Here is a 17,336-nt window from a genome sequence, read left to right as displayed (position 1 = left end):
TGGAACCTGGCTGGGTACTCGTTCCCGACCTTGGCTGCACACCGGGCCCCGACCTGGGGTTCGGGTTCGAATTCGGCGTGGGGATCGCCGCTGTTCCCGACTCCTGACTGCGGCAGGTCTCGCGGAAGCCGCATTCGCCCCCGGGCCGGACCGAGCCACAACTGCGCCCGGCACCTACGCGGCCGCCCTGAGAAGTGGTCCGACCTGGAGGCGGGGGCCGGATCGGCACCCCGGACTGTCCCTACGCCTAAGCCGTCGACCCCGCACCGTGGTGGGGGCTCTCCACGATCTGACCGCGGCTCACTGCGCGGTCCAGCCCCCGTCGACCGTGAGAACCGAGCCGGTGACGTACGAGGCGGCGGGCCCGGCCAGGAGGAGGGCTGCGCCGACCAGTTCCTCGGGGTCGGCCCAGCGGCCCAGCGGGATGTGGTGGGCCAGGAATTCCTGTATGCGGGGGTGGTCCTCCGTGCCGGCGGTCATCGGCGTACGGAACGGGCCCGGGGCGAGGGCGTTGGCGCAGATGCCGGTGCCCGCCAGTTCGACCGCGAGGCTGCGGGTGAACTGGATGACCGCCCCCTTGCTGGCCGCGTACGCCGCCCTGCCCGCGGCGCCGACGAGCCCGAGGGCGCTGGTCAGCGTGACGATGCGGCCGTATCCGGATTCACGCATCAACGGGACGGCTGCCTGGCAGGCCAGGAAGGTGCCGACGACATTGACGTCGAGGCAGTGCCGGAACGTGGCGGCGTCCAGGGCGGCGAGATCGCCGCGGGGCTGGATCCCGGCGCTGGTGACCAGGACGTCCAGCCGGCCGTGCTCGGCGTGGACGGCCCGCACGAGCTCGTGAACCGCCTTCTCGTCGGTCACGTCGCAGGGCGCGCCGTGAGCGACCCCACCGGTGCGGGCCGTGATCGAGGCCGCGGCCTCCTGGCACAGCTCGGGTCGCCGGCCGGCCACCACGGTGGTGCATCCGGCGCGGGCCAGCCCCTCCGCGATGGCCAGGCCCAACCCGGCCGATCCGCCGGTGACCAGGGCCACCTGCCCGTTCAGCCCGGCATCGGCCCCGCCTTCGACACGCCTCGCCTGCGCCATGTCCGCTCTCCCACCGGTCGCACCCGCCGAGCAGTTCTTCCGACCGTCGGACGATAGGGCGTGGTGGCGGAGCACTCAAGGCATCGGCGGTGCCCCGTCCCCTCCGTTCGTCCCGCACACCGTACGAACGGAGGACACCGTCCCGCACGGCCTGTTCCTAGCCTGGCAGCCGAACACCGACAGGCCTGCCCGAACGGCAGGCGAAGGGAGATCCGATGAGTGCACACGAACTGGCCGACGCCTTTCGGCTCGACCCCCGCGTCGACACGGCGGGTCCCCGCACGGCCGACACGGCGGCCGCCGGGACCCGGGACCTGTCCGTCCCCGAATGGGTGACCACGGGCTGTGTCGACCCGGGTGCTGGGCGGGGACGGCAGGAGGTCCGGTAAGGCCCACCCGGCGGGACCGGAGCACGGCAGCGGTTCACGGTCACCGGCAGCGCAACTCGCCGGCGTGCTCCGGCCCTACGGAGGAAGAGGACCACGCCATGCGACGACGCGTGTTCGAGCCCGTGCCGGGAGCGCTGGCCCGCATCCCCCTGAGACCCTTCGAGGCCCGCCCCGGGGACGGTGGGGGAGCGGAGCGCGCACGGGAGGTACTGCGAGAGGCCCTCCTCCTGGCCGCCCCTGACCTGTACGTTCCGCCGTCCGCTCCGCCCGCCGTCCCGGATCCGATCGGCTCCCGGAGGCCGGGACGAGCGGGTGCCGTAAGCGGAGGGGACGCCGGCAGCGAGCGGTCCCTGCGGTCCTACGAGATCCGCTCGCGCACGCGCCCCACCCCCAGCGGTGTGTTCAGCGCAGTCGCCCCCGTACGCTTCGCGGACCCCGGCCCGGCGGGCCACGGGGATGCCCGTACGGAACGGCTGACCCTGGGTACGGCCCACCGGGCGGTCACCGCACCGAGCGGTCCGTGGCTCGCGGACTTCGCACACCGCATGCTCGACGACCCGCACGTTCTCGACCGTGCCATCGTGACCACGGACAACACCTTCCGCGTCGTCGACGGCAGGTTCGAAGTCGAGTGCGCGCCTCCGGGAGGGGGCGCGGGCGTCCACAGTGTCCGAGTCACCCCGGTGTCGCGGATGCTGCTCCATGTCTGCGCCAACGGCAGACCGGCCGTCGAGGTCCTCGCCCTCCTGCGCGGGATCCTCAACGGTGCCGCCACCGCCTGCGACCCGCCGCTCGCCCTGCCCGGACGCACACCGGCCGAACACGCCGCCGATGAGCGGTCGTACGACCGCACCGCACGGACCCTGCTCCTCCAGATGATCCGGTCCGGCCTCCTTCTGACCGATCTCACCGCCGGCGGCACCCTGGCCCGTACGCTCGCCCTCCTCGCCTCGTTCACGCGTCCGGGCGACGCGTGGCGGGTCCTGCCCCGGCTGCAGGAACTGCTGGTCCGAGCCGACGCCCACCCGCCCGGCGATGCCCGGCGCCTGGAACTGCTGCAACGGGCTGGACAGTTGATGCGGGGCCCGGCCCGGCCGGCCCGCCCCCTGGTGGCCGACACCAGGGCCGACGCCGAGATCGTGCTGCCGCGACGCCTGGCCGAAGAGGCCGCGGAGGCCGCGGGCGTGCTGTGGCGGACGGCGCACACCAAGCCCCCGCTGACCGACTACCACCGGCGGTTCCTCGCGGCGTACGGGCCCCACCGCATGGTTCCCCTGGCCGAGGTACTGGACACCGCGGCGGGCCTGGGCCCGCCGGATCCCGACGACGGGCTGGGTGCGAGCACCGACCCCGCACCCGCCCGCCTGGCACTCCTCGCCGAACTGGCCGTGCACCACGGCCCCGACAACGAAGTCGTGCTCACCGAGGCCCTCGTGGACCGGCTCGCCGCCCCCGGCACCGAACCCCCGCCGCGCTCGGCGGAGATCCACGTCCGGGTCGTCCGCGACGCCACCGGGCCGTTGCGGCTCGCGGTCTGTCCCGGCGCGGGATCCCAACAGGCCGGTTCCGCGGCCGCCCGGTTCGCCGCGCTCGGTCTCATCGACGCCTCCCGGGACCCGCTGCATGTCCCGGCGACCCCGCAGACCCCGTCCGAGCCACCCGTCCAGGAGCCTCGTTCCGTCGAGGACTGCCCGGGCCACCCGTTCGCCTCGGACCCGGGGCGTCCGTCCACGGCCGACGCCCCGGACGCCCTCGTCGCCCCCGTCGTGTGCCGGCTCGCGGACCCCGCCGCGGCTGCACTCGCCCCGCCCGCGGACGGCCCCGGGCCGCGCATTGCCGTCGGCGTCCCGCCACGGCCGGGCGACCTGGTACCGGGAGACCTGTACGTCGCCTCCGACGGACGGCGGCTCGTGCTCTGGTCGCCGCGGCACGGGCGCCAGGTCGTTCCCGTCGTCATGCAGCGCCTTGCCCCCGGGCTCCTGCCCGTCGAGGTCCGGCTGCTGCGGCTCCTCGGCCAGGCCGGCACCCGCCCCTGGCGGACCTGGTCCTGGGGACCGTACGCCGAACTGCCCGCCACCCCCCGCGTCCGCCACCGGGACGTGATCCTCGCCCCGGCCCGCTGGACCCTCCCCCTGCCCCTGACCGAAGCGGCCGACCGGCCCGAGGAGTTCGCCGCCCGACTGCATGCCTGGCGCACGGATACCCGGCCGCTCCCTCCGCGCCACGTGGTCGTGGAGGAGGCTGACCGGCTGCTGCCACTGGACCTCGACGACCCCCGGGACCGGGAGATCCTGCGCGCCCGGACCCGGCACGGGGCACGGGCCGTACTGGAGCCGCTCGGCGCCGCGGCGGATCCCGCGGTCGTCCAGGGCAGCGAAGGCGCCCACCTGCTCGAAGTGGTGGTCCCACTACGCCGGGCCGGCGCCGGGGAAGACCGGGTACGGCTCGACCCGCGCTGTGCGCTCCGGACCCGCGAGGCCCCGGACCCGGCCCGTACGGCCGGACGGCGATGGCTCTCCTTGGCCGTGCAGGTGGCGGGCCCGCGACAGGACTCCGCACTGCGCCGGCTGGCCGGCGCCCTGGCCGCTCTCGCGCCAGCGGACTGCGACCCCTGCTTCTGGATCCGCTACGCCACCCCCGGCTTCGGCCCGCAGCTCAGGGTCCGCTTCGGCGTTCGGCCGGGCCGGCCGGACACGTCTGTGCGGTCCGTGGCCGAGGAGTGGGCACGGACCCTCCGGGCCGACGGGCTGGCGGGCAAGGCCCGCTGGGAACCGTACGCACCGGAGACCGAGCGGTACGGCGGACCCTCCTGCCTGGCCGCCGCCGAAGCGGTGTTCACCGCCGACAGCGCCCTGGCGCTGGCCGTGATCACCGCCGACGCGGCCGCCCCCGGCACGGAGGGCACCGTCCGGGAGGACCAGCGGATCGCGCTCGCCGCGGCGGGCGCCGTGTCCGTGGCCCGACTGCTGGCCGACGGCTCGCCCCGCGCCGTCGCGGCGCCCGGGCTGAGCCGAGGGGAACGCCGCCACCGCGAAGCCCTCCGCGGCCCCCTGCGGGCCCTCCTGCCCGAATCCACCGCTCCCGGCACGGCGCTCCGTGAGGCCTGGCAGGCCCGCGACACCGCGTTGGTGGCCTACCGTGCGGCGCTGACGGCGCCTCGCACGACCGAAGGCGGCCCGCCGACGGTGCCGGGCCGGCCGCTTTCCCCCGGCATCCCTGAACTCTGCGCCTCCGACGTCATCCACCTCCACGTCAACCGGCTGCTCGGTCCGGACCCCGCGACGGAACGCCTGGTGCGGTCCCTCGCCGCGGACGCCCTGCACCGCCCGTGACCGCCGCACGCGCCGCCACGACCGTCCTGGAGATCGCCGCGGCCCTGTCCGATCCGGCCGGGATCGCCGGAAGCCTCCCCGCCGAGCGCGTCCACACCCTCAGCGACGGACTCGCCGGCACCGCCCTGCTCCATGCCCGCCTCAGCACGGCCGACCCGGCCGCCGCCGACCGTGCCCGGGCCCACTGGGACATGGCCGCGGCCGCCCTGCGCCACCGGGGACCCCTCGGCGTCGACGGCGCGTTCCGCGGCCCGGGCGGCCTCGCCGCTTCCCTGATCGTCGGATCTGGATACCTCCCCGGGGATGCCATCCCCGAGGAGGCGGTACGGGCCGGGATCCGGTGGCTGTCCGGCCGCGCCGAGGCGATCGCGGCCGGCGCACCACCGTGCGACGGGCCTGCTCGCGCACCGCTGCCCCCGCCGGTCTACGACGTGGTCCGCGGCCTCAGCGGCATCGGGCGCCTCCTGCTCGCCGCGTCGGAAGGAGGCCGGGCGGCCGACGCGGCTCCGGGGCTGACGGCCGCCCTGACCCTGCTGACCCGGATGGTCCTCGACGGGACGCCCGGAAGGCCGGGCTGGTCCACCGTGACCGCAGCCACCCGCGTCCCGTCCGCCGCGCCCGCCGGAAGCGCCGACACCGGCATGGCCCACGGCATCGGCGGCCCGCTGGCCCTGCTCTCCCTGGCCGAGGCCGCAGGCGTGTCCGTACCGGACCAGCAGACCGCCATCGAGGTCGCCGCCGACTGGCTCCTGGATCACCGGGAGGGCGATTCCTGGCCGCCGTGGACACCCGACGGACCAGCCGGCGGCCGCCGCGACGCCTGGTGCTACGGCGCACCGGGCATCGCCCGCGCTCTGGACCTCGCCGCGTCCGCAGCCGGACAGGAGCGGTACGCGGACGGGGCGGTCGGCGTCCTGCGGGCGCTCGCCGGCCGCCCTCCCGGCTCCTGGGACATCCGGGGGCCGGGCCTGTGCCACGGCGCCGCCGGGCTCCTCCGGGCAGCGGTGCGCTGCCGCTGCCCGTCACTGGCCGAAAGCGCCGCCGGACGGACCGTGCGCCTGCTCGCGGGGGAGCGGCCGGAGTCCCTCGTCCGGGACGCCGGCTTCCTGACGGGAGCCTCGGGTGCGGCCCTGGCCCTGGCCGACTTCGCGGACCTGCCCTCCCGTACGCCGCGCACCGCCTGGGACTGTCTGTTGCTGCTGTCCTGACCTCGTCCTGCCGGCCGTGCGGACCCGCTCCGAACCGCCGGCTGCGCCCCGGGCTCCGACACCCACGGGGACGCCCAAAGGGGCGGCGGCTGCCCTGGTGGGGCAGCCGCCGCCGCGCGACGAGGTTCCGCCGGAGGCTACGGGAGGCATCCCCTGCAGCCGCCCTGCACGGTGGAGGCAAGGACCTGGTTGCCGCTGGGGGCGGTGTGGGGGAACGCCGTCGTGGTGCTGCTGACGCTGCTGGTGGTCGCGGCCGAGGCGATGGTCGCGGTTCCGGCGATGCCCAGGGCGCTGACGGTCAGGGCGGCGGTGGCAAGGGTTCGGATGAGGCGCATGGTTCAGGTCCTCCAGGACGATGGGGTCCGTCGGTGCCGCACCGTGGTGTGGCGGACCCCAGGGGGCGGGGGCTGGATCTGCTGTGCACCGACCCCACTACAGAACCCCGTCCGGGCCGCCCCACCTGTCATCCATTCGGTCCCCCTTCCGGATGAGTCCGCCGATGAGTTCGTACGCCGGCACATTGCCGCCTCCCCCCTGCCCGTGTGGGTCGAGCACCGTGTGGAACTGCCGGACGGCAGCGTGCAGGCGCGCGCCGTGGACGAGCGGGTAGTCGGTACCGAGGAAGAGCCGGTGTGGGCCCGTGTGGTGTGCGGTCAGTGCGAGGCTCGCGGCGTTGCCCTGAACGTGGCTGTCGAAGTGCAGGGTGGATCCGGCGATGCGGTGCACGGTGGCGGGGTCGAGCAGGAAGCAGGCGCCTCCGCCCCTGGTGACGATCGGCAGGATGTGCGGAAACCGCTCGGACATGCCTGCGGCCAGCCAGTCCAGGACGACCGTGGTCTGTTCCGCGATCGCCCCCACCGACCACCTGACCGTGGCGGGGTCGCACACCGACGGCCCGGCCCCGGTTCCGGCGGGGTGGAACAGTACGGTTGCCCGGCAGGCGTCCAGGGCCGCGTAGAGGGCCTGGTACCGGGGGGCAAGGACGGACGTTCCCTGGAAGGCCGGGGGAAGAACGACTCCGCGCGCTCCCAGTCCGCTCACGAGGTGCTCCAGCTCGCGCAGCGACGCCGCTACCGAAGGGAGCGGCAGCAGGCCCAGGAACGCGAACCGGCCGGGAGCCGAACGGACCGCTTCGGCCGTGGCCTCGTTGGCCATCCGGGCTGCCCGGGCGTTCTGCCCGGATGTGCCGAGCGTGGGGTAGAGGGCGGCCGCGTCGAAGACCTGGCGGTCGATGCCGCTCTCGTCCATCTGCTGCAACCGCAGACGCAGCATCGCGGAACTGTCGTCCCCCGCGCGGACGCTGCGCTGGTGCCGGCAGTCCTGGCCGTGCGCGTCGAGGAAGTCGAGGTAGGCGCGCGGCCAGAGGTGGGCGTGCCAGTCCGTGACGGTCGTGGTCATCGTGCGGGCTGCTTGCGGTGCAGCTTGCGCAGCCGCCTCTGCGCGTACTGCTGGGCGCGTTCCGCACCCGTCGTGCCGCTGTCCTCCTTGCTGGCCTCCATCCGCAGACTCGCATGCGTGTCACCGCCGAAGCGGCTGCACACGTGGACGTGCGCCGCGTAGAGAGATTGAAGTTCGGCCATGAGGCGCTCGTACGCCTGCCCTGCGAGGACCTCCGGCCGAAGGTGCGTGCCCAGGCTCTCGAGGGAGCGCACGAGATAGTGGTGGTCCCGGGTCTGGAGCCCGCTGAACCCCGGGCTGACGAGCGGCGGCGTCATCATGGGCCGTACGGAGCGGGCGTAGAGCTCGGGGGCGAAGTCGGCCGCGTGCCGCATGGCAAGGGCCGTGCTCGCACAGAACAGCACGGTGTACTCGAGGTACGCGGTCTGCTCGGCGGCCGTCCGCGCGGCGACGGCGCAGTTGCTGGTCACGGTGATCGCCTGGAGGTGGGTGAAGAAGAGACGGTGCCCCGACATCCAGCGGAGCCGCGCGGTGCGTCGGTCGGCCGGGGTCGGCGCGGACGACTCCGGTGGCGCCACGAGCGTGCCCGATCCGCGGTGCGCACGCGCCGCTGACAGCAGGGCCGAACCGCCTCCCACCAGCGCGGCACGTTCAGCGGGGGAGAGGGAGGAAACCGTGCGGGCCAGGTCGGACACGGTGTCGATCTCCGCCGCGAGGAGGCTGCGCAGGAAGAGGCCGAAGGGACCGTGCGCCCGGGTGACGCCGAAGAAGGCGTCGTGCTCGCTGAACGGCTCGTCGACCGCGGGTGGCTCCTGAGGGCCGGCGGGCTCGTAGTGCAGCGGAACCAGCAACTGCCGCAGCCGGGCGTACTCGGCTTCCGAGGCGGGCGGTCTGCGATCACCTATCAACGTGTCGACCTCGGCCGTCGCCGACCGCAGCTCCTCGCCCGTGGCGGGGAGGTGGCACGTGTGGAGGAGGGGCAGCGGGCTCGTGCTCATGTGAGAGCTCCCGTCGTGCGGGGCTACCAGGTCAACGGGTAGCCCGGGTCCAGCAGGGGCAGGGCCTCGCGGCCGGGTTCGAGGCGCTCGTGTCCGTCGAGCAGCAGCGTCCACTCGGAGGTCGAACGGTGACCGCTGGTCGCCTCGGCCAGACCCGGGGGCGGACCGTGGGGAACGCCCGGCGGGAACACGGCCACCGACCCTTGGCGTACGCCGCTCTCCGCGCGGGAGCCGAAATCGCCGTCCGCGAACAGGAGCAGTTCGTCGCCACCGAGGTTGACGTGCTGGTAGGGCACTTTGACCGCCTGCGGGTGGTACTCCAGCAGGCGCGGGGTGAAGAACAGCAGATCTCCGCCGGGCATGGCGAAGATCTGGTGGACCGGTGGCGGTGCGTGCAGGCGGGCGGTCACCGGCTCGCAGTCCGCGACGTTGAGGGCGTACGGGTAGAGCGTCCCGGTCCAGCCGACCACGTCGAACGGGTGGTGGCGGTAGGTGATCGCGGTGCCGTGGCGGCCGTGCCGGGTCAGCACGGCGGCACGGTGCGCGTCGACGACGCGCGGCGAGTCCGGATGCCGCAGATCGCGCTCGCAGTACGGGCTGCCCTCCAGCAGCAGCCCGTTGGGGGACACGTAGCGGGCCGGAGGCCCGATGCGGCCCGCTGCCTCGAAGAGGGTCAGGCGCAGAGGCGGCGTCGTGTCCCGCGCCGCAGGGGGTGTGCGCCGTCCCGGGTCGGCCGAGGGGATGGGCCCGTGCCCCGCGTCCGTCGTGGGGTGCCACGCATGCACGACGCCTGCGGGGATGACGACGAAGTCGCCGGGGCCGACCTCCAGGCTGCCCATGGCGGTGTCCAGCCGGGCTCTTCCCGCTTCGACGTAAGCGCACTCGTCGGCGCAGGCATTGCGGTAGAGAGGGGAGGGATCCGTGGCCACGGCGCGCCAGACGCGAAGCCTGTCCCCGCCGACCAACATGACGCGGTGTCGCACGGCATCGGCCGGCCTACCGTCCGCCGGGGCCGGCCGGCGAGGGAAATGAAGAGCGGAATGCAGAGCCGCCGAACCGGATCGGGTGTCAGTGGAAGGCGGTTCCCACGGAGCATGTCCCTCTACCCCTGCCGGATCGTGCACGTGGTACAGCAGCGACGACTCACCGTCGAATCCGTCATCACCCAGCAATTCCTCCACCAGGGGCGACCCCTCCGGTCCCGCCCAGTAGATGTGGCGTTTCGGTGGGTAGCACCCCACATTCCTGTAGTGCGGCATCAGGGTCCTCCCGTCTCGAATACGGTCCAGACTCCGGTTTGTTGGCCCCTGCCGCGTCATCCGATCGGTCAACAGGCGGATGACCGCGGATCGTCCTCACCGTGCTCCGTCAGGTTTCACGCACGCGAATATCCTGGATGCCCCCGGAGTGTTGAAATAGGAGAGATCAGCGAAGTTCGGAGCGAGGAGCGAACCATGACCGTCGAACGAGTCAACCACGTGGTTCTCTGGGTCCGGGACGTGAATCGTTCTGCCGATTTCTACTGCTCGGTGCTCGGCCTGTCTGTGATCGAGCAGCACGGAGACGAAAAGGCGTTCCTTCGTTCTCCCGTCAGCCCCAACCACCACGACCTCGGTCTCTTTCGTGCCGAGGTCGAAGCGAGCGCTCCACCCGGTGGTACGGGCATGTACCACATGGCCTGGCAGTGCGACTCGCTGGATTCCCTGGTGGGAATACGCAAGCGTCTCATAGCAGCGGATGCCTTCTTGGGCGGTACTGACCACGGGGCCACCAAATCCCTTTACGCCAAGGACCCGGACGGCCTGGAATTCGAGGTCATGTGGCTCACTCCACGGGACACCTGGGTAAAGGGGCGCCAGCCACTCGGCCCGCTGGACCTGGAGGCCGAGCTGCGCGGCGCCGTCGGCGACGCGCACTAGCTCGCGCTGGCGCGATCCCCGCGACGCGAGCGAGGGAGATCGGGCGTGTCCTGGACGGTTCAGGAGGAGCTGTCTCGTAGGTTCGAACCGTCTTGTTTGTCCGGGTTGTGGTCCGAAGGGTCGGACGGCGTGCGCCCGGTACCGTCCGGCCCACACGCGAGTCGCCAGGCCGCGAGGGGCCGGACCGGCCCGATGGGGAGAACGCGTCCGATGACACGGCTGCAGGGACTGCTCGGCCTGATCGTGATCTACGGCCTGTGCTACGCCATCTCGAGGCACCGCCGCCGGATCTGCTGGCGGACCCTCGGCATCGGCTTCACCCTGCAAGTGGGTTTCGCCCTGCTGGTGTTGAAATGGGGACCCGGCCGGGAGGCGCTGCGCGGGCTGGCCGACATGATCGCCAAGCTGATCGCCTACACGACGGCGGGAACGGAGTTCCTCTTCGGCTCGCTCGCCAAGGGCTCGAACATCCCCTTCGCCCTCGGCGTGCTGCCCGTCATCATCTTCCTCGGCGCACTCGTCGGGCTGCTCTACTACCTCGGCGTCATCCAGTGGATCGTGCAGATCGTGGGCGGCGCCATCTCCTGGCTGCTCAAGACCAGCCGGGTCGAGTCGATCTGGGCCACCACAGTGATCTTCCTCGGACAGTCCGAGGCGCCGCTGCTCATCGCCCCGTACCTGCGCCGACTCACACGCTCCGAGCTGTTCACCTGCATGACGGGCGGCTTCGCCTCCGTGGCCGGCTCCACGCTGGTCGGATACTCACTGCTCGGTGCCCCCCTGCCCTACCTGCTGGCGGCGAGCGTCATGAACGCCCCGGCGATGCTCGTCATCGCCAAGGCGATCTACCCCGAGACGGAGAAGCCCGAAGACCAGGCCGACATCCGCGGCGTGCGCGACACGGAGTCGGCCAACGCCATCGACTCGATCGCCCGTGGAGCCCTGAGCGGAGGCCGCCTCGCGGTCATCGTGGGCTGCCTTCTCATCGCGTTCGTGGCGCTCATCGCCCTGGCCAACGGCATCCTCGGCGCGGTCGGAGGCTGGGTCGGCGTGGACGGCCTGACGTTCCAGCGGGTACTGGGGTGGCTCTTCGCCCCGGTCGCGTGGCTCATCGGGGTGCCCTGGGGCGAAGCCACGACGGTGGGCAGCTACCTCGGGCAGAAGCTGGTCATCAACGAGTTCGTCGCCTACGCCTCCTTCGGACCGGAGATCCCCAGCCTGGAGCACAAGACCGTGCTCATCACGACCTTCGCCCTCGCCGGCTTCGCCAACTTCAGCTCGATCGCCATCCAGCTCGGCTCCTTCGGAGCGCTGGCCCCCGAGCGCCGGCCCGACGTCGCCAGGTTCGGCCTCCTGGCCCTGCTGGCGGGCACCCTCGCCAATCTCAGCAACGCCGCCATCGTCGGCATCGTCGGCTGACCCGCTACCCGCCCCCCGACCGGTACGGACACTCCTGCCCGAGCCCGGACGGGTACCTCCTCTCGCCGATCGTCCGTCTGGAGGACAGGCGGGCCGGCGCTCCGGTGGTGTCCTGGAGAGGACCGGACGACTTCTTCGGAGGAGGAACAGTGAACACGGTAGCCACGAACACACGAGGAGACGCGGACGTCTCCGACATCACGCTCGGCCTGACGCCCCTCCCCACATGGCGCGCCCTCGCCGACACCACGCTGCGCAAGGGCGCCTGTGGTGCGCTCTGCGCCCACGGCTGCTTCGCGCGGAACACCGCCCACGCGCCGGCACGCCGCACCGGCCGCTGAGGCCGACCGGGGACGGGCAAGAAGCGGCACGAACCGGGCCTGAGGGCCCGGTTCTGCTGCGTCGGAGCGGCGTGGGGTGGGGGCTCCACCGGGCAGGGGCTCGGACGCGGTGTGACGATGGAAGCGCCCCTCTCCTGTCTGGAAGGCGGTTTGACGTGAGTGAGAAGAACGCGAGCCCGCAACCGGATCCGGATAAGGCCGCGGCGGAGAAGACTCCGTCGGATAAGGCCGAGGCCGAGACCAAGGCGAAGTTGAAAGCCCTGGGTATCGGGGAGGTGCGCGGAGGCGACTCGGTGGGTGTGGCTGTCGACGAGTACCAAAGGCGGTACGGCGACTGATCACGGCGTCGCCGAGGAGCGCCTGGACCCTGCGCCTCATCGGCGGCGGGGGACCAGCGGAACTTGGTGCCGACCCAAGTCGCGGCGTACGTGCAGTGGTCCCTCGCCTCCATGCACGCGTTCTCACAGGCGGGCAGGGAGATCGTGCCCTCGGTCGCCGGTGCCCTCCGGCCGAGCGGACACCGCGAAGGACACGGCTCCCGCCGCCGGGGACCTCCCCCGTCTACTGCTTACGCGCTGGCCGCGGCTTCGCAGCCGTCCCACGCCGACGCTCGGCCTCCCGCGCCGACCAGGCCGCCGAGTCGATGCACGGGACGGCATCCCGCGGATCGGACGCGTCCAGACGTACCGTCCACACCCACAGCAGGACGGCGGCAAAGAGGAATCCGCCGGCCAGGCCCAGCACCGACTCGATCTCCTCGGTATGGGACCCTGCGTCGGTCTTCAGGAAGCTCGGCGGCCCTCCCACGATCAAGCTCACCCACCAGGCGAGGGTGGCGTTGAAGGCGAGCAGGACCAGCCAGTAGGCGATCCGTACGAGTCTGGCCGGTCCTTCCCGCAGCGGGCGCAGCAGGAGAAGTCGCCGGAACCTGCCCGGGCCACCGGGGCGGCGGTGCGAGGCCTCCTCGTAGCGGCGTACCGAGGCGTAGCACTCGTCCAGCCAACGGCCCGGCTCAGGGGTGGGGCCGTCGCTCGGAGCTGACTTCTTCGCCTCGATCCAGCCGGTGATGAACTGCACCTCCATCTGCGCCTTCTCCAGCCTTCGGCGGTAGTGGTGGTCGGCGCTACGCGCCTCGCGACGGTCCCTGACGAGAAGGCTGACCGCTCCGACCAGGCCGGTGATCACGGGCACCAAGAAGGGCGCGAACGACACCAGCGAGTCCATTCCAGGCACCGTGATCGCCTCCTCACCCGATCACACTTCGACTCGGGGCCTCTCCTCCAGCCTCGCACCGCTGCCGACGCCCGCCACTGCTGCGGGTCCCGTGCCCCTGAGCACCTCCTCGAAGACCCGGCCAACCGGGAGATGGCGGGATAGACCACCGTGACGGGCTCGACAGACCACTACGTGCTGTAGCCGGCGAGCGCCTCCTCCCTGACGCCGGGAGGTGCGGAATGTGGCTGGGCCCCGACCTGGGGGGGGTAGGTCGGGGCCCAGCATGGGGTGCGACGGCTGTTGGCCGTGCGCGGGCTTTTCAGGGGCGGAGGGTGTCCTTGATGTCTTCCTTGGTCTGCCGGGTCTTGCCCTTGACCTGGTCGGCGTGGCCTTCGGCGGTCATTCGCCTGCTGCCGGCGATGCGGCCCATGGCTTCCTTGGCCTTGCCCTTGGCCTGCTCGACGGTGGCCTTGGTCTTCTCCGTGCCCGACATCGGGACCTCCTCGTGATGTACCGGATTGGTCGTAGCCCGCTACTGCTCCCGATCCCCGAGCTCAAACCCCGCAGGCTCATACCTCGGTGTCGAGGCGGTGTGCTCCGTGGTGAAGCACTGCCTGGACTACACCATCACCGTCCGGGCCCGGGAGCTGCTGGCCACCGTGGTCCAGGTCCCCGAGCTCGGCGACAACCCCCACCCAGGCCCCCCACGAGGCCCCGCGGCGGCCGGGCACCGGAGGGGGCCGGAGATGGGGTCGGCGTGAGGCCCAGGGCTCTTGCGGTCGCCCCTTTCGACCTTGTCCGGATGTCGCGAGACGTAGCGTCTTGCGTGGCGGGTCGGCGTGGGGTAACGTCTCCCACGCAACAAGACGAGACGGTCCGTCTCGCAACGGTTTCCGGTCCCGCCTCCCCTGTCGTCAACGAAAGGAACGCGCTTGCGCACTCCACCCGCCGCAACCCAGATCGTCCTGTCCGAGGTCGGCAAGCGCTACGACGCGCGTCCCGTCTTCGACCGCGTGAGCCTGACGGTCCGGCCCGGCGAACGGGTCGGGGTCGTCGGGGACAACGGCTCCGGCAAGTCCACCTTGCTACGGATGCTCGCCGGACTGGAGCGCCCCGACCGGGGCGAGGTCCTCGTCCGCGCTCCCGGCGGTCTGGCCCACCTGGGACAGACCCTCGACCTCCCCCTCACTGCGCGGGTCGGCGACGCCGTCGACCACGCCCTCGCCGAACTGCGCTCCCTGGAGCGCGACATCCGCTCGGCCGAGGCGCGGATGCACCTGGCCGGAGCGGAGGAACTGGCCGCCTACGACGTCCTGCTGGCCCGCCACGAGGCACGCGGCGGCCACGGGGCCGAACGGCGGCTCGCCACCGCCCTGCGCCGACTCGGCGAACGCGAGGCGCTGCACCCCGACCGCGTCCTCGGCACCCTCTCCGGCGGGCAGCGCTCCCGGCTCGCCCTCGCCGGCGCCCTCGCCTCCGAACCGGAACTGCTCCTGCTGGACGAGCCGACCAACGACCTCGACGACGAGGCCGTCGACTGGCTGGAGCGACGCCTCCTGACCCATCGCGGGACCGTCGTCGCCGTCACCCACGACCGGCTCTTCCTGGACCGCGTCACCACCACCGTCCTGGAGGTCGACCAGGAACGCCGCACAGTCCACCGCCACGGCAACGGCTACGCGGGCCACCTGGCCGCCCGCGCCGCCGCCCGGGCGCGCTGGGAGCGGGAGTACGAGGAATGGCGCGAGGAGACCCGGCGCGTCGAACGGCTGGCCGACCGGCACATCGACCGGCTCGCGGTGATCCCGCGCAAGGCCCCGGCGGCCTTCAGCGGAGCAGGCGCGTTCCGGGCGCGATCGCGTGCCCACGGCGCCATGAGCCGCATCCGCAACGCCAGGGAACGGCTCCAGCGCCTGGACGACAACCCGGTGCCCCGGCCCCCCGAGCCGCTCGTCTTCACCGGCGGCTTCACTGGAGGCGACGCGGTGGGGGCCGTCCACGCCGAGGGGATCGCGGTACCGGGCCGACTCGATCCGCTGTCGCTGCGCCTTGAACCGGGCGAACGGCTGCTGGTCACCGGGCCCAACGGTGCCGGGAAGTCCACCCTGCTGCGCCTGCTCGCCGGTGAACTGGCTCCGACCCGAGGGACCCTGCGGGTGCCGGGCCGGGTCGGGATGCTGCGGCAGGACGACTTGCTCGCGGACGAGGCCCGGTCGGCTTCCGCACTGTTCGGGGAGGCCAGGGCGGCGCGGGTGGCAGGGCTCGGCCTGCTGGCCGCCGCCGACCTGGACCGGCCGGTCCGGGACCTGTCGGCCGGCCAGCGCCGGAAGCTGGAGCTGGGCCGCCTCGTCACCGCCGGCCCGCTGGACCTGCTGCTGCTCGACGAGCCGACCAACCACCTGGCCCCCGCCGTGGTGGAGGAACTGGAGGCGGCGCTGGCGCCGTACGCAGGGACCCTCGTGGTGGTCACCCACGACCGGCGGCTACGGGCCGGCTTCACGGGGCGGCGCCTGGAACTCCCGGCCCCCGACCACCGAACCGCCGCCCGCCCGGCCCCCGCAGCCCTCGTGGCGTGACCGGGGCTGGCGGGAGTTCGACGACAGACCCCAGCTCTGAGCAGCGGTGCGGACTTCGTGGATGAGGCGTTCGGCGCCGCGGGTGCCGATGCCGTAGCGGTCGGCGAGCCTGCTGGAGGTGACGGCCGGCCCGTATCCTCTCTGCGCGGCAGCGAGCGCGGCCAGTGGCGCCGGGGGTCCGCCCCTTGCGCTGGCAGGTCCTGCCCGTGGGATTCCTGAGGTAGCGGTCGCAGTTCGAGCAGCGTCCGAAGCGGTGGTTCACGAGGGACCACTTATGAAACAGCGGCCACAGGCCGGGGGCGATCGGGCCTTCAGGGCCTGCAGGCCACATCGGGCCCGACGGCCGACCTGGCCGAGACCGACTGACCAGCCCCACCGCAACCAGCTATGCCGAAGGCCCCGAGGAGATTCACCCTCGGGGCCTTCGACTGCTTCTGCCGCTGCTATTCGAGCACGGGCATGACGATGGCCTGAGACTTCTGGATCTGAGATCCCTGGCGTTGCCAGTCCACCGTCCACCCTCGTATGCCCGGGTTCCAGTCCTCGTCGATCCCCGCGAAGGCGGCGGCCCGCCGCTGGGCGCGTACGGAGTCCTGGCCGAGCCCGCCGGGCCGGCGGACGTTGGTGAGTCACTGTCCGACGGGCTTGTCCAGGGCGGTGGCGTGCCGCGGGGTGGCCAGGGCCCCGTGGACCTGGTTGTAGGCCCGCGCGGCCGCGAGGTTGGTCTCGAAGTTGGCGTCGACGGAGTCCCGACGGAGTCCCGTATGATTCCCAGCCCTTCCCGCTCGGCGGCGTGCTCCCCGCTCATGGATCCGGCCCGGAATGCGCGGCGCTGGTCGGAGGGCCACCGGCCGAGCGGGAAAGCGCCCTCGACGTGCCCGTACGGCATGTTCCCGCGCCCGGTACCGGAGCGCGGCTTCCGGGCTCCGGCTGAGAGGCGGCCTTGATACCAACCGGCGGGCTAGGGATCTTTCTGTGAATCCTGTTCGGCCCGGGGGCTACGCTGAGGAGATGGATCATCCCGGCAGGCAGTACTACAACCCGGAGATCACGGCGACCGAGGAGCGTGACCTGCTCCGGAGGAACTATCTGCTGATCCAAACGCTCCAGGCCTCGCTGGGGCTCATCGGACCGGATGTTCTCGCCGTCGCCGTCGAGCCTCGGCCGGAAGAGATCGTCCTTCACTTCGTGGTCGTCGAGCTCACCGCTGAGGTGGAGGAAGACGTCGAAGACATCGTCTTCGAGCTCACGGTGTTCCTCGCCGGCGGCCCCGAGCAGCGCTCGGAGATCACCACGAAACTCCACGTTGACGATCCACGTGCGACCTGGGACAGCCATCGCTACGCGGTCCTCTACTGCGCCAAGAACGTAACCGAGGCGAAGTAGCCCGTACTCCGCAGGTAATCGGCACCTGTCTATCCAGGTGTTTGCCCCTGTCCAGTGGACTTGCTC

The 17,336-nt window shown here is 72.5% G+C and carries 17 protein-coding genes; 10 read left to right on the top strand and 7 right to left on the bottom strand.

Annotation, left to right across the window (positions count from 1 at the left end; genetic code table 11):
• Window positions 1–300: 300 nt before the first annotated feature.
• Window positions 301–1,089 (bottom strand): SDR family NAD(P)-dependent oxidoreductase, encoded by a 789-nt coding sequence (locus tag ACZ60J_RS00390; RefSeq protein ID WP_469677574.1) that lies wholly within the window; start codon window positions 1,087–1,089, stop codon window positions 301–303.
• Window positions 1,090–1,304: 215 nt separating this feature from the next.
• Between ACZ60J_RS00390 and ACZ60J_RS00385 the strand changes: the two genes are divergently transcribed.
• From ACZ60J_RS00385 to ACZ60J_RS00375, 3 genes are all read left to right on the top strand, one after another.
• Window positions 1,305–1,478, top strand: a complete 174-nt coding sequence (locus tag ACZ60J_RS00385; protein ID WP_469677573.1) for a hypothetical protein — start codon at window positions 1,305–1,307, stop codon at window positions 1,476–1,478.
• Between the two features lie 98 nt (window positions 1,479–1,576).
• The gene (locus ACZ60J_RS00380) at window positions 1,577–4,810 is read left to right on the top strand and encodes a lantibiotic dehydratase (protein WP_469677571.1); all 3,234 of its coding nucleotides are present in this window, start codon (window positions 1,577–1,579) and stop codon (window positions 4,808–4,810) included.
• Window positions 4,807–6,018, top strand: a complete 1,212-nt coding sequence (locus ACZ60J_RS00375; RefSeq protein WP_469677569.1) for a lanthionine synthetase LanC family protein — start codon at window positions 4,807–4,809, stop codon at window positions 6,016–6,018. Before ACZ60J_RS00380 ends, ACZ60J_RS00375 begins: the two co-directional genes overlap by 4 nt.
• Before the next feature lie 137 nt (window positions 6,019–6,155).
• Here ACZ60J_RS00375 and ACZ60J_RS00370 read toward each other — a convergent pair whose 3' ends face one another.
• From ACZ60J_RS00370 to ACZ60J_RS00355, 4 genes are all read right to left on the bottom strand, one after another.
• Window positions 6,156–6,353, bottom strand: a complete 198-nt coding sequence (locus ACZ60J_RS00370) for a hypothetical protein (protein WP_469677567.1) — start codon at window positions 6,351–6,353, stop codon at window positions 6,156–6,158.
• A gap of 97 nt (window positions 6,354–6,450) precedes the next feature.
• Window positions 6,451–7,416 (bottom strand): amidohydrolase family protein, encoded by a 966-nt coding sequence (locus tag ACZ60J_RS00365; protein ID WP_469677565.1) that lies wholly within the window; start codon window positions 7,414–7,416, stop codon window positions 6,451–6,453.
• On the bottom strand, window positions 7,413–8,414 hold the full coding sequence (locus ACZ60J_RS00360; protein ID WP_469677563.1) for a hypothetical protein: 1,002 nt from the start codon (window positions 8,412–8,414) through the stop codon (window positions 7,413–7,415). The genes ACZ60J_RS00365 and ACZ60J_RS00360 overlap by 4 nt, the downstream gene beginning before the upstream one ends.
• Window positions 8,415–8,437: 23 nt before the next feature.
• A complete protein-coding gene (locus ACZ60J_RS00355) occupies window positions 8,438–9,343 on the bottom strand; it encodes a cupin domain-containing protein (protein ID WP_469677561.1) in 906 nt (301 codons plus the stop codon).
• 525 nt (window positions 9,344–9,868) lie between these two features.
• Here ACZ60J_RS00355 and ACZ60J_RS00350 point away from each other — a divergent pair.
• From ACZ60J_RS00350 to ACZ60J_RS00335, 4 genes are all read left to right on the top strand, one after another.
• Window positions 9,869–10,333 carry a VOC family protein gene (locus ACZ60J_RS00350; RefSeq protein ID WP_469677559.1) on the top strand — a complete coding sequence of 155 codons (465 nt, stop codon included), beginning with the start codon at window positions 9,869–9,871 and terminating at the stop codon, window positions 10,331–10,333.
• A gap of 210 nt (window positions 10,334–10,543) precedes the next feature.
• Complete coding sequence (locus ACZ60J_RS00345) at window positions 10,544–11,752, top strand: NupC/NupG family nucleoside CNT transporter (protein ID WP_469677557.1); 1,209 nt, start codon at window positions 10,544–10,546, stop codon at window positions 11,750–11,752.
• 149 nt (window positions 11,753–11,901) lie between these two features.
• Window positions 11,902–12,093, top strand: a complete 192-nt coding sequence (locus ACZ60J_RS00340) for a hypothetical protein (RefSeq protein WP_469677555.1) — start codon at window positions 11,902–11,904, stop codon at window positions 12,091–12,093.
• Window positions 12,094–12,248: 155 nt separating this feature from the next.
• Window positions 12,249–12,431, top strand: a complete 183-nt coding sequence (locus tag ACZ60J_RS00335; protein WP_469677553.1) for a hypothetical protein — start codon at window positions 12,249–12,251, stop codon at window positions 12,429–12,431.
• Between the two features lie 223 nt (window positions 12,432–12,654).
• Here ACZ60J_RS00335 and ACZ60J_RS00330 read toward each other — a convergent pair whose 3' ends face one another.
• Window positions 12,655–13,326 (bottom strand): hypothetical protein, encoded by a 672-nt coding sequence (locus ACZ60J_RS00330; RefSeq protein WP_469677551.1) that lies wholly within the window; start codon window positions 13,324–13,326, stop codon window positions 12,655–12,657.
• Window positions 13,327–13,627: 301 nt separating this feature from the next.
• Window positions 13,628–13,801 carry a CsbD family protein gene (locus ACZ60J_RS00325; RefSeq protein ID WP_469677549.1) on the bottom strand — a complete coding sequence of 58 codons (174 nt, stop codon included), beginning with the start codon at window positions 13,799–13,801 and terminating at the stop codon, window positions 13,628–13,630.
• Between the two features lie 106 nt (window positions 13,802–13,907).
• Between ACZ60J_RS00325 and ACZ60J_RS00320 the strand changes: the two genes are divergently transcribed.
• The 3 genes from ACZ60J_RS00320 to ACZ60J_RS00310 all read left to right on the top strand — a co-directional run bounded on the left by ACZ60J_RS00320 (window position 13,908) and on the right by ACZ60J_RS00310 (window position 17,270).
• On the top strand, window positions 13,908–14,069 hold the full coding sequence (locus ACZ60J_RS00320) for a hypothetical protein (RefSeq protein WP_469677548.1): 162 nt from the start codon (window positions 13,908–13,910) through the stop codon (window positions 14,067–14,069).
• 171 nt (window positions 14,070–14,240) lie between these two features.
• Window positions 14,241–15,884: an ABC-F family ATP-binding cassette domain-containing protein gene (locus tag ACZ60J_RS00315; RefSeq protein ID WP_469677546.1), complete on the top strand. Its 1,644-nt coding sequence runs from the start codon at window positions 14,241–14,243 to the stop codon at window positions 15,882–15,884.
• A gap of 1,011 nt (window positions 15,885–16,895) precedes the next feature.
• Window positions 16,896–17,270: a hypothetical protein gene (locus tag ACZ60J_RS00310; RefSeq protein WP_469677545.1), complete on the top strand. Its 375-nt coding sequence runs from the start codon at window positions 16,896–16,898 to the stop codon at window positions 17,268–17,270.
• Window positions 17,271–17,336: the final 66 nt, after the last annotated feature.

The organism is Streptomyces sp. NPDC104226, assembly GCF_055584085.1.
Note: the sequence above shows the minus strand (reverse complement) of the source record. Positions and strands in the feature narration are given on the sequence as shown.

Coding starts and splice junctions, on each gene's coding strand:
- ACZ60J_RS00310 (WP_469677545.1), top strand. CDS start 16,896: ATGGATCATCCCGGCAGGCAGTACTACAACCCGGAGATCACGGCGACC.
- ACZ60J_RS00380 (WP_469677571.1), top strand. CDS start 1,577: ATGCGACGACGCGTGTTCGAGCCCGTGCCGGGAGCGCTGGCCCGCATC.
- ACZ60J_RS00385 (WP_469677573.1), top strand. CDS start 1,305: ATGAGTGCACACGAACTGGCCGACGCCTTTCGGCTCGACCCCCGCGTC.
- ACZ60J_RS00365 (WP_469677565.1), bottom strand. CDS start 7,416: ATGACCACGACCGTCACGGACTGGCACGCCCACCTCTGGCCGCGCGCC.
- ACZ60J_RS00360 (WP_469677563.1), bottom strand. CDS start 8,414: ATGAGCACGAGCCCGCTGCCCCTCCTCCACACGTGCCACCTCCCCGCC.
- ACZ60J_RS00390 (WP_469677574.1), bottom strand. CDS start 1,089: ATGGCGCAGGCGAGGCGTGTCGAAGGCGGGGCCGATGCCGGGCTGAAC.
- ACZ60J_RS00350 (WP_469677559.1), top strand. CDS start 9,869: ATGACCGTCGAACGAGTCAACCACGTGGTTCTCTGGGTCCGGGACGTG.
- ACZ60J_RS00345 (WP_469677557.1), top strand. CDS start 10,544: ATGACACGGCTGCAGGGACTGCTCGGCCTGATCGTGATCTACGGCCTG.
- ACZ60J_RS00370 (WP_469677567.1), bottom strand. CDS start 6,353: ATGCGCCTCATCCGAACCCTTGCCACCGCCGCCCTGACCGTCAGCGCC.
- ACZ60J_RS00325 (WP_469677549.1), bottom strand. CDS start 13,801: ATGTCGGGCACGGAGAAGACCAAGGCCACCGTCGAGCAGGCCAAGGGC.